General features: G+C 28.7%; 16 protein-coding genes and 1 pseudogene. 14 read left to right on the top strand and 3 right to left on the bottom strand.

What is annotated here, in order from left to right; all coding sequences use genetic code 11:
- The 6 genes from GQV94_RS02520 to argS are packed head-to-tail and all read left to right on the top strand — an operon-like array spanning position 1 to position 5,564.
- Positions 1 to 636 (top strand): ABC transporter ATP-binding protein, encoded by a 636-nt coding sequence (locus GQV94_RS02520; RefSeq protein WP_200169392.1) that lies wholly within the window; start codon positions 1 to 3, stop codon positions 634 to 636.
- Positions 623 to 1,390, top strand: coding sequence for a flagellar biosynthetic protein FliR (fliR, locus tag GQV94_RS02525; protein WP_200169393.1), 768 nt, complete (start codon positions 623 to 625; stop codon positions 1,388 to 1,390). Before GQV94_RS02520 ends, fliR begins: the two co-directional genes overlap by 14 nt.
- 55 nt (positions 1,391 to 1,445) lie before the next feature.
- Entirely contained in the window at positions 1,446 to 3,116 is a 1,671-nt protein-coding gene (locus GQV94_RS02530) for a hypothetical protein (protein ID WP_200169394.1), read from the top strand.
- The gene (gene gmk, locus GQV94_RS02535; protein ID WP_200169395.1) at positions 3,113 to 3,730 is read left to right on the top strand and encodes a guanylate kinase; all 618 of its coding nucleotides are present in this window, start codon (positions 3,113 to 3,115) and stop codon (positions 3,728 to 3,730) included. Before GQV94_RS02530 ends, gmk begins: the two co-directional genes overlap by 4 nt.
- A gap of 2 nt (positions 3,731 to 3,732) precedes the next feature.
- A complete protein-coding gene (locus GQV94_RS02540) occupies positions 3,733 to 3,966 on the top strand; it encodes a Sec-independent protein translocase subunit TatA/TatB (RefSeq protein WP_200169396.1) in 234 nt (77 codons plus the stop codon).
- A gap of 8 nt (positions 3,967 to 3,974) precedes the next feature.
- Complete coding sequence (gene argS, locus GQV94_RS02545) at positions 3,975 to 5,564, top strand: arginine--tRNA ligase (RefSeq protein WP_200169397.1); 1,590 nt, start codon at positions 3,975 to 3,977, stop codon at positions 5,562 to 5,564.
- 25 nt (positions 5,565 to 5,589) lie between these two features.
- Here argS and GQV94_RS07765 read toward each other — a convergent pair.
- A pseudogene (locus GQV94_RS07765) lies at positions 5,590 to 5,775 on the bottom strand (zf-TFIIB domain-containing protein).
- Positions 5,776 to 5,962: 187 nt separating this feature from the next.
- On the opposite strand from GQV94_RS07765, the gene GQV94_RS02550 reads away from it, so the two are divergent.
- On the top strand, positions 5,963 to 6,547 hold the full coding sequence (locus GQV94_RS02550) for a bacteriohemerythrin (protein WP_200169398.1): 585 nt from the start codon (positions 5,963 to 5,965) through the stop codon (positions 6,545 to 6,547).
- Positions 6,548 to 6,583: 36 nt separating this feature from the next.
- Positions 6,584 to 7,243: a bacteriohemerythrin gene (locus tag GQV94_RS02555; protein ID WP_200169399.1), complete on the top strand. Its 660-nt coding sequence runs from the start codon at positions 6,584 to 6,586 to the stop codon at positions 7,241 to 7,243.
- Here the strand turns inward: GQV94_RS02555 and GQV94_RS02560 are convergent, their stop codons facing one another.
- Together GQV94_RS02560 and GQV94_RS02565 are read right to left on the bottom strand one after the other, a co-directional pair.
- Positions 7,244 to 7,753 carry a threonine/serine exporter family protein gene (locus GQV94_RS02560; RefSeq protein WP_200169400.1) on the bottom strand — a complete coding sequence of 170 codons (510 nt, stop codon included), beginning with the start codon at positions 7,751 to 7,753 and terminating at the stop codon, positions 7,244 to 7,246.
- Positions 7,750 to 8,526 (bottom strand): threonine/serine ThrE exporter family protein, encoded by a 777-nt coding sequence (locus tag GQV94_RS02565; protein ID WP_200169401.1) that lies wholly within the window; start codon positions 8,524 to 8,526, stop codon positions 7,750 to 7,752. Before GQV94_RS02565 ends, GQV94_RS02560 begins: the two co-directional genes overlap by 4 nt.
- Positions 8,527 to 8,744: 218 nt before the next feature.
- Here GQV94_RS02565 and omp50 point away from each other — a divergent pair, with 218 nt between their 5' ends.
- The 6 genes from omp50 to fusA all read left to right on the top strand — a co-directional run bounded on the left by omp50 (position 8,745) and on the right by fusA (position 14,599).
- A complete protein-coding gene (gene omp50 / locus GQV94_RS02570; RefSeq protein WP_200169402.1) occupies positions 8,745 to 10,190 on the top strand; it encodes an outer membrane tyrosine kinase in 1,446 nt (481 codons plus the stop codon).
- An 11-nt stretch (positions 10,191 to 10,201) separates the two neighbouring features.
- Positions 10,202 to 10,438 (top strand): hypothetical protein, encoded by a 237-nt coding sequence (locus GQV94_RS02575; RefSeq protein WP_200169444.1) that lies wholly within the window; start codon positions 10,202 to 10,204, stop codon positions 10,436 to 10,438.
- Positions 10,439 to 10,532: 94 nt separating this feature from the next.
- Positions 10,533 to 11,156 carry a DedA family protein gene (locus tag GQV94_RS02580; RefSeq protein WP_200169403.1) on the top strand — a complete coding sequence of 208 codons (624 nt, stop codon included), beginning with the start codon at positions 10,533 to 10,535 and terminating at the stop codon, positions 11,154 to 11,156.
- Positions 11,157 to 11,585: 429 nt separating this feature from the next.
- Entirely contained in the window at positions 11,586 to 11,972 is a 387-nt protein-coding gene (gene rpsL / locus GQV94_RS02585) for a 30S ribosomal protein S12 (RefSeq protein ID WP_002782934.1), read from the top strand.
- 68 nt (positions 11,973 to 12,040) lie between these two features.
- A complete protein-coding gene (rpsG, locus tag GQV94_RS02590) occupies positions 12,041 to 12,511 on the top strand; it encodes a 30S ribosomal protein S7 (RefSeq protein ID WP_200169404.1) in 471 nt (156 codons plus the stop codon).
- A gap of 12 nt (positions 12,512 to 12,523) precedes the next feature.
- Complete coding sequence (gene fusA / locus GQV94_RS02595; protein WP_200169405.1) at positions 12,524 to 14,599, top strand: elongation factor G; 2,076 nt, start codon at positions 12,524 to 12,526, stop codon at positions 14,597 to 14,599.
- Positions 14,600 to 14,626: the final 27 nt, after the last annotated feature.

Genomic DNA, 14,626 nt, shown 5'->3' on the forward strand with positions numbered 1-14,626 from the left:
ATGGAACTTTTAAGAGCGGAGAAAATCACCCATAGTTTTGATTATCCGCTCTTTAAAGATTTAGATTTAAATATTTATCCAAAAGATTGTATTGCCATACAAGGAAGTAGTGGATGTGGAAAATCTACTCTTTTGCATATTTTATCTTCTTTATTAAAACCAAATTATGGAAGTGTTTTTTATAAAAATCAAAATTTATATGACATTAGTGAAAAAGAAAAGATAAAAATAAGGCGTTATGAATTTGGCATTATTTTTCAAACTCACTATCTTTTTAAAGGCTTTTCAACTTTAGAAAATATAGAATTAGCAAGTATTTTATCTGGCTATGAGCTTGATAGAGTTTTACTAGAAAAATTAGGAATTGCAAAACTTTTAAATCAAAAAATTACTAAATTAAGCGGAGGACAACAACAAAGAGTAAGTATTGCAAGAGTGCTTTGTAAAAAACCAAAAATCATATTTGCAGATGAGGCAACAGGGAATTTAGATTTTGATAATGCTAAAAATGTAATTGAAATTTTAATTGATTATGTAAAGGAAAATAATGCTGCATTATTTTTTGTAACACATGATAATCAATTGGCTAAATTTTGTGATAAAACTTATACTTTAAACTCTTATGGAATTTGTTAATTATTTAGGCGATAAAAATGTAGTTACTTTTATGCTTTTGTTTGCAAGATTAAGTGGTCTTGTAGTTTTTTTTCCTTTTTTTTCTCATAATGTTATCCCTACAGTCATAAAAACTACTATTGTTTTATTTTTAACTATGTTTTTATTTCCTTTTGCAAAATTAGAAGCTTTACATTTAGATTCTTTTTTTATTTTGCAAATTTTAAGTGAAGTGATCTTTGGAATGATAGCTGGACTTATGTTGCAAATTATTTTTGCCATTATAATGATGGCAGGAGAGCAAATAGCCTTTACCATGGGTTTTACTATGGCAAGTGTTATTGATCCTTCTTCTGGAACTAATATGCCTATAACTTCTCAAATTTTACATTTGATTGCTTTATTATTTTTTCTTGCTTTCGATGGCCATCATTTAATGCTTTTATTTTTAAAGTATTCTTTAGGATCTATTACTTTAGGAGGATTTTATCCGAGTGAAAATTTACTAACATATCTTAATCAAGGTATTTTAAATATTTTTATCATAGGATTTACCATGTCTTTTCCTATTTTGGCGATCTCTTTACTTTCTGATGTTATTTTTGGACTTTTAATGAAAACTATGCCTCAATTTAATCTTTTAGTAATTGGTTATCCTATTAAGATAGCTTTAGGTTTTATAGTATTAATTGCAATTTTACTTGTGATGATGCAATATTTTAAGCAATTAATTATACAAGTTTTTTCAAATATGCAAACTCTATTTTTTGTATAAGGTAATAATAAATGAAATTATCATAAAATAAAAATTATTTTTCAAGGATAAAGTGATGAAAATTTTACTTTTAAATGAAAACCCTGTTGTATCAAAACTTGTAAGACTTAGTGCAAAAAAGATGTCTTATGATTTTGAAGAATCCAATACTTATGCAGATGATTTGGGAATATATGATATTATAATTATAGATGGTGATATACAAGAAGATATTGAAATGTTAAAACAAAAATGTTCTAAACTCATAGTTTTAACATCGCGTAGTCAAAAATTTGATATTAAAAATATAAAAATTTTACAAAAACCTTTTTTACCAACGGATCTTTTAAATCTTTTAAATAATGATAGTTTAGATACTGCTCAGGTTTTTCTTGAAGATAAAAATGAAGAACAAACACAGCAAAATAATGACAGTATAGAAGAAAATGAATTAAGTATTGATGATTTGACCTTGGATGAAGATGAGATAAATCAAAGAATTCAAGATGAAAAAGCAATTGATATAACAAATGAAGAAGAAATAACAACTAAAGATTTAAGTGATGTTTTAGAGTTAGTTCATAATGATGAAACAAATGATGACACTGAAAACAAAGATGAAAAGCAAAATGAAAATTTAAATGATGAAGATTTAAATTTAAGTATTCAAGAAGAAACTACAATAAATGAAGAAAATAATTCAAATAATCATACAGATTTAAAAAATCAAGATGAAATTCAAGATGAAAAAGTAGCGGATACAATAAGCAAAGAAGAGTCAATAGCTAAAGATCAAAGCGATAATTTAGAATTAATCCACGATGATGAAACAAATGATGACACTGAAAACAAAGATGAAAAGCAAAATGAAAATTTAAATGATGAAGATTTAAATTTAAGTATTCAAGAAGAAACTGCAATAAATGAAGAAAATAATTCAAATAATCATACAGATTTAAAAAATCAAGATGAAAAAGCAATTGATATAACAAATGAAGAAGAAATAACGACTAAAGATTTAAGTGATGTTTTAGAGTTAGTTCATAATGATGAAACAAATAATGACATTAAAGAAAATGAGAAGCAACAAAATATATCTCAAACAAAAACAGACCAACAAGAATTATTATCACATCAAGATGATGAATATCCTATAGTAGAAGAAGAAATTAAAGAAATTGATTTTGATGATTTGCCTAAAGATGCTGAATTTTTAGGACAAAATAAAGACGAAGAAAAAAACACAGAAGATTTTTTACCTATAGTAGAAGAAGAATTAAAAGAAAAAGAGAATTTAGATGAAAATATTATTAATCCTGATTTAAGTGCCCAAGATCAAATCAAAGAAGAACTCGCCGCGCTCGATGAACTAGATGACAATATAAAAGAAAATGATAGTACTAAAATATTAGATAATTTCAAACAAGAATCAATTTTGGGAGATGAAATTTTACCAGCGTTTGATAATGAAGAGCTTGTTGTTCCAAAGATACAATATGATGATTTTGAAGAATTAAAAGAAAGTGAAATTCAACAAGCTTTAGGAGAAAAGGTTACACAAGATTCTCAAATTTCTGACAAAACAGATAATCAAGATAGCAATAGAGAAAAAATGGTCAATGAATTAAGTCAAAGTATAGCTCAAACAATCTCTTCAAGTATTAAAGATGATACCTTAAAAGCAGCATTAAAAGGTATGAATATGAATATAAACATTAAAATAAGTTTTGAGGATACAAAAGGTTGAAAGGTTTTATTTTAGTTATATCAGGTCCAAGTGGAGCAGGTAAATCCACTCTTTTGAATAAACTTTTTAAAGAATTTAATGATGAGCTTTATTTTTCCATTTCTTCTACAACAAGAAAACCAAGAGAAGGAGAAATTCACTCAAAGCATTATTATTTTATTTCTAAAGATGAGTTTGAACAAGGTATAAAAGAAGGATATTTTTTAGAATGGGCAAAAGTTCATGAAAACTACTATGGAACTTCTTTAAAAAATACAATTGATGCATTAGAAAATGGCAAAATTGTGATTTTTGATATAGATGTTCAAGGTTTTAGTATCGTTAAGAAAAAATTAGCCAATAAGCTTGTTTCTGTTTTTATAACAACAAAAAATAAAGAAGAGTTAAAACAAAGACTTATTAAGCGAAATACTGATACAATAAACGTATTGCAAAAAAGATTAGAAAATGCAAGCGAAGAAATGAAATGGATTGAAAATTATGATTATTTAATTGTTAATGATGATTTAGAAGATAGTTATGAAAAGCTAAGGACTATTTTAAAAGCTCAAAAAATTAAAGTTCAAAATCAAAATTTAAATCAATTTCAAATTAATTGGAACAAAGGAGATTAATTATGCATATGCCAAGCGGAACCCAATGGTTGATTATTTTACTAATTGTTGTATTGCTTTTTGGAGCAAAAAAAATTCCAGAACTTGCAAAAGGTTTAGGAAAAGGTATTAAAACTTTTAAAGATGAGATGAATTCAGATGATGATACAGTAGTAAAAAATACTCAAAAGATTGAAGAAAAATCAAATGATACTTTGCAATCAGAAAAACAAAATAAAGATGAATTAAAAGCTTAAGGTTTATTTTGAAAAATATTGTTTTTGAAGAAATTTCTAAAATTTTAGAGTATGATTTTATACTTGAAAATCCCAAAGATAAGAATTTAGCTCATTTTGCCACTCCTTTAGCTTTTTCTTTGGCTAAAACTCTCAAAAAAAATCCTATGCTTATTGCTACGGAATTAGCACTTAAATTTGAAAATCATCCTTGTTTTGAAAAAGTTGAAGCACTTAATGGATATTTAAATTTTAAAATTTCTAAAGAATTTTTAAATATTTTAGCAACTAAGGCTTTAAAAGATCCTCAAAATTTTACCAAGGGAGAAATTAAAAATCAAAGTTTCTTGCTTGAATTTGTGAGTGCAAATCCAACAGGACCTTTACATATAGGTCATGCTAGAGGAGCTATTTTTGGAGACACTTTAACAAGATTAGCTAGGCATTTAGGCTATAAAATGGATACAGAGTATTATGTTAATGATGCTGGAAATCAAATTTATCTTTTAGGTTTATCGCTTCTTTTAAGTGTAAAAGAGCAATGTCTTAAAGAAAAAATTATATATCCTAATGAGTATTATAAAGGTGAATATATAGCTGAATTGGCTAAAGAAGCTTTTACTCATTTTGAAAAAAATTTTTTTAAAGAAGAAAATATACCCGTATTAGCTTCGTGGGCTAAAGATAAAATGTTAGATTTAATCAAAAAAGATCTTCAAAAAGCTAAAGTAAACATAGATCATTATTCTAACGAAAGTTCTTATTATAATGCTTTAGATGAAACACTTCAAGTTTTAAAAAAGAATGGAGGAATCTATGAAAAAGAAGGTAAAATTTGGCTTGCATCTACTTTAAAAGGAGATGAAAAAGATCGTGTCATCATAAAAGAAGATGGCAAAGGTGCTTATCTTGCAGCAGATATTGTTTATCACAAAGATAAAATGAGTCGTCCTTATGATAAATGTATCAATATATGGGGCGCAGATCATCATGGCTATATTCCAAGAATGAAAGCAGCTATGGAATTTTTAGGTTTTGATTCTAATAAATTAGAAATCATTCTTACTCAAATGGTATCCTTGCTTAAGGATAAAGAACCTTATAAAATGAGCAAAAGAGCTGGAAATTTTATTTTAATGAGTGAAGTTTTAGATGAGATAGGCACAGATGCTTTAAGATTTATATTTCTTAGCAAAAAATGTGATACACATTTAGAATTTGATATTAATGATCTTAAAAAAGAAGATAGTTCAAATCCGGTTTTTTATATCAATTACGCTCACGCAAGAATTCACCAAGTGTTTATTAAAGCTAAAAAAAATCCACAAGATGTTTTAAATGCTGATTTTTCTTCTTTGAATCAAGAAGGTATTAATTTGGTTTTTGAAAGCTTAAATTTAGAATCTATTTTAAATGATGCTTTTGAGTCAAGGTCTTTGCAAAAACTTCCTGATTATTTGAAGAATTTAGCATCAAATTTTCATAAATTTTATAATGAAAATCGCGTTGTTGGTGCTAAAAATGAAGATTCTTTATTAAAACTTTTTGCTTTAGTTGCTTTAAGTATTAAAACAGGTCTTTTTTTAATGGGAATCGAAGCCAAAGATAAAATGGAATAATCTGCAAAAAATTGCAGATTAGTTTTTAAAAGTCGAAAATTTCCCCAAGCCAACTTTCTCTTTTTTTCTTTTTATAATAGTTGTTGTGGTGATCATGTTGAGAATGTGAGTTGTAAGATTGGTTATAAGAAGCTATAGTGCTTCTTTCTATTATTTTATCAAGTTCTCCTCGATCAAGCTAAGCTTCACGGCATTTTGGATAATAATCAATTTAAATCTCATTTCTCACTCATCATAATCTATATTGCAAACTAGATATAATATTAACACTCTTTAAAAAATAAAAAATTATAATCTAAAATTAAATCATTTGTTTGAAATTGATAAAATACTATTTTTAAGATATAATAAAGAAAACTAAATAAAAATTAAATATTTAATTGAAGGTTTTAAAATAAGTGCTTCCAAGATGGGATAAAAAATATTGTATTGGTCATAAAATAATTGATTCTCAGCATAAAAAGCTTTTTGAACTCGCACAAAATGTTGAATCCGCCTTTTATCGTTATGTTAAAAGAGAAGAACTTAAACAATTACTTATTGAGCTTTTTTATTATATTAAAGAACATTGCGAAGATGAAGAACAATATATGAGAGAAATCAACTATCCTCATTATGAACAACATTGCAAAATTCATCAACAAACCATAAGCAATATGATAAGTATGATTAAAGATATTAAATCTACAAATGATCTTAAGGAAAAATTTTATAAAGCCATTAAACATAAATTTATAGAACATATAATTTATGAAGATATGGAAATTGCAAAATGGAAAAGTAGATTAGATTTTATAGAAAATAGAATTTTAGATGATGATTTAACTTTTGAAGAGTGTTTGGCTTATTATACTTGCGAATGTGAAGATTTTATTCATAAAGTTCCTTTGAGTATCCATTATAAAATTCAATCAGGTGCAACACAATTTAAATGTAAAAAGTGTAAAGCGATTTTAAAATTTTCCGATCAAGATAAAGAATAAAAGTTTTTATTAAAAGTGTAAATTTTAGGATAAATTATGTGCGAATTATTATTAGATGATGACGAGTATAAGCTAATTCCAAGATGGGATAAAAAATATTGTATTGGTCATAAAATAATTGATTCTCAGCATAAAAAGCTTTTTGAACTCGCACAAAATGTTGAATCCGCCTTTTATCGTTATGTTAAAAGAGAAGAACTTAAACAATTACTTATTGAGCTTTTTTATTATATTAAAGAACATTGCGAAGATGAAGAACAATATATGAGAGAAATCAACTATCCTCATTATGAACAACATTGCAAAATTCATCAACAAACCATAAGCAATATGATAAGTATGATTAAAGATATTAAATCTACAAATGATCTTAAGGAAAAATTTTATAAAGCCATTAAACATAAATTTATAGAACATATAATTTATGAAGATATGGAAATTGCAAAATGGAAAAGTAGATTAGATTTTATAGAAAATAGAATTTTAGATGATGATTTAACTTTTGAAGAGTGTGCTATCGATGATAATATTCAAAATTTAACCTTTGAAGAATGCCAAGTTTATTGCACTTGTAAATGTAAAAATTTTATTCACCAAGTCCCTTTAAGTATTTATCATAAAGTTCAAACTGGAACCACGCAATTTAAATGTAAATTTTGCAAAGCGATTTTAAAATTCCATCATCAAGATGAATGATTATTTTCTTCTATGAATTTTTGCGTGTCTTGTCATCATAAAGCTTTGTTCAAAAAATATCAGTAAAGTTACACTTACTCCTATAGCTAAAGCTAAGGTAACAGATAAAGTTGTAAAAGCATAGTCAAAAAAACTTATTAAATACGTAGTTTTTAGTTCCATATTTTCGCTTCTTATAAAAGAAATCAGATTTAATATTGCCTTATAAGCATAAATTCCAGGTATCATAGGTATAAGGGCTGGAAAAACTATAATTTCAGCAGGTGTTTTAAACATTTTAGCCAATGCTATACTTAAACATCCTATAAAAAATGAGGCTAAAAAAGTTGCTATAGCTAAAGTTTGAAAATGCAAATACTCAATCAAAACAAAACGAAATCCGTGTGCGATAGCAGCAAGCAATGCTGAGAGCATTAGGGTTTTTAAAGGAGGGTTGCAAGCATACGCAAAACCAAGTCCAGCTATAGCAGCAAAAAACATATCCCCAATTATCGAAGTAAGACTAATCATTTTAAAATTCCAAGATTTGAAATGCTTAAAGTCATATAAATTCCTATACTAATACAACAAACCAAAATCACCACGCTTATAATACGACTAAGTCCCATTAGAATGTGATCTTTAAGTATATCGATGATAGAATTTATAAAAAATACACCAGGAGTAAGATATAAAATGCTAGATCCTAAAGCAATATTAGATTCTTTAACAAGATCTAAATTTATACCTAAAAATACGATCCAAGAAGTGATAAAAGAACAAAAAATATATTGAATTTTTATATTTATTTTCAATCGTGTAAAAATATATCTAAAAAAAAGTCCTATCAAAGTTCCAACAAGCACAAATAAACAGCCACCAAAATCTCCACCAAAAAGCCTGCAAAAAGCAGAATTAGCAATGGATATAAACAAAATTCTACTAAGAGAAGAATGCTTTTTTTGTGAAATTATTTCTTTAAAAGTTTCTTGTGCATAATCTAAAGGATATCTTTTATCATAAATAGCCCAACTAAGCGCACTAAGATCGGAGATAAGTTTAAAATTTATATTTTCACTTTTAGTTGGAACCACGTAAGTTCTTTGTGAAGCTTTATCACTTCTATCTACAATATTAAGTGTAAAATGGTGAAAAAAGAAATTAATATGTATTTCATATCCATAAACACGTGTTATTCTCTCAACGCATTTTGCAACTCTTGATGTATATGTTCCAGAGCTTAACATTATGCCAACATACTCAATTAAAAAATTTGTTAAGGTTTGGATATTTGGTTTTTGCATCTTTATTGCTTTAAAAAATTATTTTTTTTTGAAATCTAAATTATAACAAAAATTTTAAAATTAAAGATTAATATTAATTTTTAATATTTTAATTCTATATTAAGAATTATAATTTAAAAAGCGTTATCATAAAAAAATTAACAAATAATTTTTTTTATAATTTTTTTGCTATAATTATACTTAACATTACAAAAATGTAACAATTTTAAGGAGATTAAATGAAAACGAAGTTTTCGGTTATTTTAAGTGCTTGTCTTCTTTCATCTTCTTTGCTTTATGCAAAAGCTGATGATGAGATCACAAAACTTCAAAAACAACTTGCACAAATTCAAAAAGAAATTGAGCAGTTAAAAAAAGAAAAAGAAGCTCAGGCTAAAAAAAATGAAGAAGTAAGAGCTGAGCTTGATGATTTAAGCGATAGAGCTGATGCAAATGAATTTCAAGCAGCTTTAAGTAAAGTAAAATTTGGTCTTGAATTTTCAACTGCTGTATCAAATACAAATTTCAATCATATCCCTTATACAGAAGGTGCAACAAGTGGATATAAAGATTATAGCGTTAATAACAAATGGATGATGGAGCTTCATTTAAATATGAATGCTGATATCAACGATAGAACTAAATTCTATGGACGCTTATCTATGGCTAAAAACTGGTCTCAAATGGGCTGGAGTGGTTTACCATATGATCTAGATGCAGGAAGAAACACTAGAACAAGTGGAGCTATACTTTATGTAGATAGAGCTTATCTAGATTACTATATCACTCCGAATTTAATCGCTACTATAGGACGCCAACCAGGGACAGATGGTCCAGGAAGTAACCTAAGAAACAATGCTTTAAGACAATCAACTTATCCAGCTTTAGCTATCAATGCTCTAGGTGATGCTGCGGTTTTAACTTATAAGCCAGAAAGCTTACAAGATTATAAAGTAGCTATGCGTGCTGCTTATGGTAAAACTTATCAATGGGATGAAGAAGGTAAAGTAAGAGACTGGATGAGTGATCAAAAAGATGCTGATGCTAATCTTTACTATGCTGCAGTAGAAGGGCAACTTCCTATAGAGGGTATGGGAGATAACTTATTACTTCTTAATGTAGCTTACATTAGTGATTTTTCACTTCCTATTGATGGTGGAGCAACAATTAATGCTTTAATTGGTGGTGCTGGTGTCAAAAATCTTGGTGATGCCACTATAGCAAATATTCATTTTGAAAACTACAAAGCTTTTGGAACAAATTTTAACTGGTTTACTTCTTTAGGGTACTACAATGGAAGCAATGCTAATACATCTTGGTTACCTAGTGTGCCTCAATTAGCAAATGGTTTAAAATTCAATGAAGAAGATGGTTATGCTGTGCATGTAGGTGGACGCTATGACTTCACTCAAGCTTTAAAAGTGGGTTATGAGTTTTTCTGGGGAAGCAGATACTGGTATACTATGAGTCGTCCAAGTATCAACGATCCATTAAATATCAGAATGACAAGAGGAACAGCTCACGATGTTTATGTGATTTATCAACTTGATAGATATCAATTCTTAAGACTTAGCTACACAAATATCCAAAATAAATGGGGAAATCGTGGAATTCCATTAATGGGAGCTAAAAAAGAGAAGTCAAGAGCTGACAATATTATGCTAATGTATAATGTAAAATTCTAAGGAGCTAAATGATGAAAAAAGTAATTTTTGCCTTATTTCTAACTCTTCCAATCTTTGCTTTCGCTAATGATTGCGATGCTTTGATGAAAAAATATGAAGCTCCAGAGCCTGAGTCAAAAACTATGAAACAAGTTGAAAGATGGATTGATAAAAAAGTAAAAGATCCAAAGGATGCTGCTGTTCTTTCAGAGTGTATGATTGCACGTGCTGCTGATAATCCAAATCAAGTTTCAGTTGCAGGTAAATAAAACAACAAAAACAAAAAGCGGTTTTATACCGCTTTTAATCATTTAATTTTTTAAGCTACAATTTCTAAAATTTTTCTTCCAAATTAAGGTCAGTATGCAAGAAATCATTCAGTTTATAGTTGATAGTGCTAGTTCTTTGGGGTATTTGGGCATTATTATTTTAATGACTTTGGAGAGTTGCTTTATACCTTTTCCAAGTGAAGTGGTAATGATACCAGCAGGTTATTTAGCTCATAAAGGTGAGTTTGATATCATTCTTTGTATCTTTAGCGGGGTTTTAGGCTCTGTTTTGGGTGCTTTGATAAATTATTATATTTGTTTTTTATGGGGTAAAAAATTTGTTTTAAAATTTGGAAAATATTTTGGTATCAATGAAAAAAAATTTGCTAAATTCGAAGAATTTTTTTTAAAATATGGAGAAATATCAACTTTTATTTGTAGGCTTTTACCTGGTATCCGTCAATATATCTCTATGCCAGCAGGACTTTCTAAAATGAAGCTTTTAAATTTTATTTTCTTCACAGCCTTAGGAAGTGCTATTTGGGTTAGCATACTTGCATTTTTGGGATATTTTATAGGAGAAAATGAAGAACTTATAAAAACTTATTTAAATCAAATTTTAATTTTTATTATAATATTTTGTCTTATCGTTGTTTTTATCTATGTAAAAGTTAAGATTAAAAAAATAAATTTTAAAAATTATTTTTTTAAAATTTAAATTTAAAAAGAAATATTAAACTTTATTTGCAAGTTTTTATACGATATTTATATCTCTATGCCGGCAGGACTTTCTAAAATGAAGCTTTTAAATTTTATTTTCTTCATAGCCTTAGGAAGTTAGTATACTTGCATTTTTGGGATATTTTTAGAGAAAATGAAGAGCTTATAAAAACTTATTTAAATCAAATTTTATTTTTATCTTATTATTTTATTAATGTAAAAAATGTAAAAATTTTCTAAATCAAAAGATTATTATCCAGTTTTTTATACTTATAAATTTATTTTTATATTAAATTCTTGCAATAAAATTTTTAAAGCTAAGTTTATAAAAATATTATTAAAAGTTAGGCAAAGCTTTATTTTAAGAAAATCTAAGCAAATTTTAGATATCATCAAAGTTTATTTTATTTTAAAGAAAGGAATTATTGTGCCTACCATAAATCAATTGGTTAGAAAAGAGCGTAAAAAAGTTTTAGAAAAATCTAAATCTCCAGCGCTTAAAAATTGTCCGCAAAGAAGGGGAGTTTGTACTAGGGTTTATACAACAACACCTAAAAAACCAAACTCAGCGTTAAGAAAAGTTGCCAAAGTAAGGCTTACAAGTGGCTTTGAAGTCATTAGTTATATAGGTGGTGAGGGTCATAACCTTCAAGAGCACAGCATAGTATTAGTGCGTGGTGGAAGGGTTAAAGACTTACCAGGTGTTAAGTATCATATCGTGCGTGGTGCATTGGATACTGCTGGTGTTGCAAAAAGAACAGTTTCTCGTTCTAAATATGGTGCTAAGCGTCCTAAAGCAGGTGCTGCTAAGTAAATTCAAAGACAGACAAATCCGTTTGATTTGATTTTGTTTGAGTAAAATTTAAAATTTGAAGGAAAAAAATGAGAAGAAGAAAATCTCCGGTAAGAGAAGTCTTGCCTGATCCGATTTATGGTAACAAAGTAATTACAAAATTTATTAATTCTTTAATGTATGATGGTAAAAAAAGTGTTGCAACAACTATTTTGTATGGTGCTTTAGAAGCTATCGATAAAAAAAGTGGCGAAAAAAAAGGTATTGATGTTTTTAATGAAGCAATTGAAAATATTAAGCCTATTTTAGAAGTTAAATCACGTCGTGTTGGTGGAGCTACTTATCAAGTTCCAGTAGAAGTGCGTCCTGCAAGACAACAAGCTTTAGCAATTCGTTGGATTATTTCTTTTGCAAGAAAAAGAAGCGAAAGAACTATGATAGAAAAACTTGCAGCTGAGTTAATGGATGCTGCAAATAGTAAAGGTGCTTCATTTAAGAAAAAAGAAGATACTTATAAAATGGCTGAAGCAAATAAAGCATTTGCTCACTATCGCTGGTAAGAAAGGGAAAAAATGTCAAGAAGTACTCCTTTAAAAAGAGTTAGAAATATAGGAATTGCTGCACACATTGATGCAGGAAAAACGACAACAAGTGAGAGAATACTTTTCTTTACAGGTATGAGCCATAAAATAGGTGAAGTACACGATGGTGCTGCTACCATGGACTGGATGGAACAAGAAAAGGAAAGAGGTATTACTATTACTTCTGCTGCAACAACTTGTTTTTGGAAAGATCATCAAATCAATCTAATTGATACTCCAGGCCACGTTGATTTTACCATAGAAGTTGAAAGATCTATGCGTGTTTTAGATGGTGCTGTTGCAGTATTTTGTTCTGTTGGTGGTGTGCAACCTCAAAGCGAAACAGTTTGGAGACAAGCTAATAAATATGGTGTTCCAAGAATAGTTTTTGTTAATAAAATGGATAGAATTGGTGCAAATTTCTTCAGAGTAGAAGAGCAAATTCGCGAACGCTTAAAAGCTAATCCAGTTCCACTTCAAATTCCAATAGGCGCTGAAGATAATTTTAAAGGTGTGATTGATCTTATCACAATGAAAGCTTTAGTTTGGGAAGATGAAAACAAACCAACTGATTATGTAGAAAGAGAAATTCCAGCTGAACTTAAAGAACAAGCAGAAGAATATCGTGTAAAAATGATAGAGGCTGTTTCTGAAACTTCTGATGAGCTTATGGAAAAATACTTAGGCGGAGAAGAATTAAGCATAGAAGAAATTAGAGCGGGTATTAAAGCAGGATGTTTAAATCTTTCTATGATTCCTATGCTTTGTGGAACGGCTTTTAAAAATAAAGGGATCCAACCTTTACTTGATGCAGTTATTGCATATTTGCCAGCTCCAGATGAAGTTGCAAATATCAAAGGAGAATATGAAGATGGCACAGAAGTTTCTGTAAAATCAACCGATGATGGAGAATTTGCGGGACTTGCATTTAAAATTATGACAGACCCTTTTGTAGGACAACTTACTTTCGTGCGTGTTTATCGTGGAAGTTTAGAGAGTGGATCTTATGCTTATAATTCAACTAAAGATAAAAAAGAAAGAATAGGGCGTCTTTTAAAAATGCACTCTAATAAAAGAGAAGAAATCAAAGTTCTTTATGCTGGAGAAATCGGTGCTGTTGTAGGACTTAAAGATACATTAACAGGCGATACTTTGGCAAGTGAGAAAGATAAAGTAATCCTTGAGAGAATGGATTTTCCAGATCCTGTTATTTCTGTTGCGGTAGAGCCAAAAACTAAAGCAGATCAAGAAAAAATGTCTATAGCTTTAAATAAATTAGCACAAGAAGATCCAAGCTTTAGAGTTTCAACTGATGAAGAAAGCGGTCAAACTATCATTTCTGGTATGGGTGAGCTACACCTTGAAATTATTGTAGATAGAATGCTACGTGAATTTAAGGTAGAAGCTGAAGTAGGTCAGCCTCAAGTTGCTTATCGTGAAACTATTAGAAAAGTAGTAGAACAAGAATACAAATACGCAAAACAATCAGGTGGTCGTGGTCAATATGGACATGTTTTCTTGCGTCTTGAGCCACTTGATCCAGGTAGTGGATATGAATTTGTAAATGATATTAAAGGCGGGGTTATTCCTAAAGAATATATTCCAGCTGTAGATAAAGGTATCCAAGAAGCTTTACAAAATGGTGTTTTAGCTGGCTATCCTGTTGAAGATGTTAAAGTAACTGTTTATGATGGAAGTTATCACGAAGTAGATTCTTCTGAAATGGCATTTAAACTTGCTGCTTCTATGGGATTTAAAGAAGGTGCAAGAAAAGCAGGAGCTGTGATCCTTGAGCCTATGATGAAAGTTGAAGTTGAAACTCCTGAAGAGTATATGGGAGATGTAATTGGAGATCTTAATAAGCGCCGTGGTCAAGTGAATTCTATGGACGAAAGAGGTGGAAATAAAATCATTACAGCATTTTGTCCTTTAGCTGAAATGTTTGGTTATTCTACTGATCTTAGAAGTCAAACTCAAGGACGTGCGACTTATTCTATGGAATTTGATCATTATAATGAAGTTCCTAAGAATGTTTCTGAAGAAATTATCAAAAAAAGAAATGGATAATTATCTTTAAAATTAGAATTTACCTTT

The organism is Campylobacter sp. TTU_617 (assembly GCF_016599045.1).
Taxonomy (GTDB): Bacteria; Campylobacterota; Campylobacteria; order Campylobacterales; family Campylobacteraceae; genus Campylobacter_D.

Excerpts from the sequence above, each read along its gene's own strand:
- GQV94_RS02520 (WP_200169392.1), top strand. The coding sequence starts at position 1 with ATGGAACTTTTAAGAGCGGAGAAAATCACCCATAGTTTTGATTATCCG.
- omp50 (WP_200169402.1), top strand. The coding sequence starts at position 8,745 with ATGAAAACGAAGTTTTCGGTTATTTTAAGTGCTTGTCTTCTTTCATCT.
- GQV94_RS02565 (WP_200169401.1), bottom strand. The coding sequence starts at position 8,526 with ATGCAAAAACCAAATATCCAAACCTTAACAAATTTTTTAATTGAGTAT.
- GQV94_RS02575 (WP_200169444.1), top strand. The coding sequence starts at position 10,202 with ATGAAAAAAGTAATTTTTGCCTTATTTCTAACTCTTCCAATCTTTGCT.
- GQV94_RS02580 (WP_200169403.1), top strand. The coding sequence starts at position 10,533 with ATGCAAGAAATCATTCAGTTTATAGTTGATAGTGCTAGTTCTTTGGGG.
- GQV94_RS02540 (WP_200169396.1), top strand. The coding sequence starts at position 3,733 with ATGCATATGCCAAGCGGAACCCAATGGTTGATTATTTTACTAATTGTT.
- GQV94_RS02530 (WP_200169394.1), top strand. The coding sequence starts at position 1,446 with ATGAAAATTTTACTTTTAAATGAAAACCCTGTTGTATCAAAACTTGTA.
- rpsG (WP_200169404.1), top strand. The coding sequence starts at position 12,041 with ATGAGAAGAAGAAAATCTCCGGTAAGAGAAGTCTTGCCTGATCCGATT.
- fliR (WP_200169393.1), top strand. The coding sequence starts at position 623 with ATGGAATTTGTTAATTATTTAGGCGATAAAAATGTAGTTACTTTTATG.
- GQV94_RS02560 (WP_200169400.1), bottom strand. The coding sequence starts at position 7,753 with ATGATTAGTCTTACTTCGATAATTGGGGATATGTTTTTTGCTGCTATA.
- fusA (WP_200169405.1), top strand. The coding sequence starts at position 12,524 with ATGTCAAGAAGTACTCCTTTAAAAAGAGTTAGAAATATAGGAATTGCT.
- GQV94_RS02555 (WP_200169399.1), top strand. The coding sequence starts at position 6,584 with ATGTGCGAATTATTATTAGATGATGACGAGTATAAGCTAATTCCAAGA.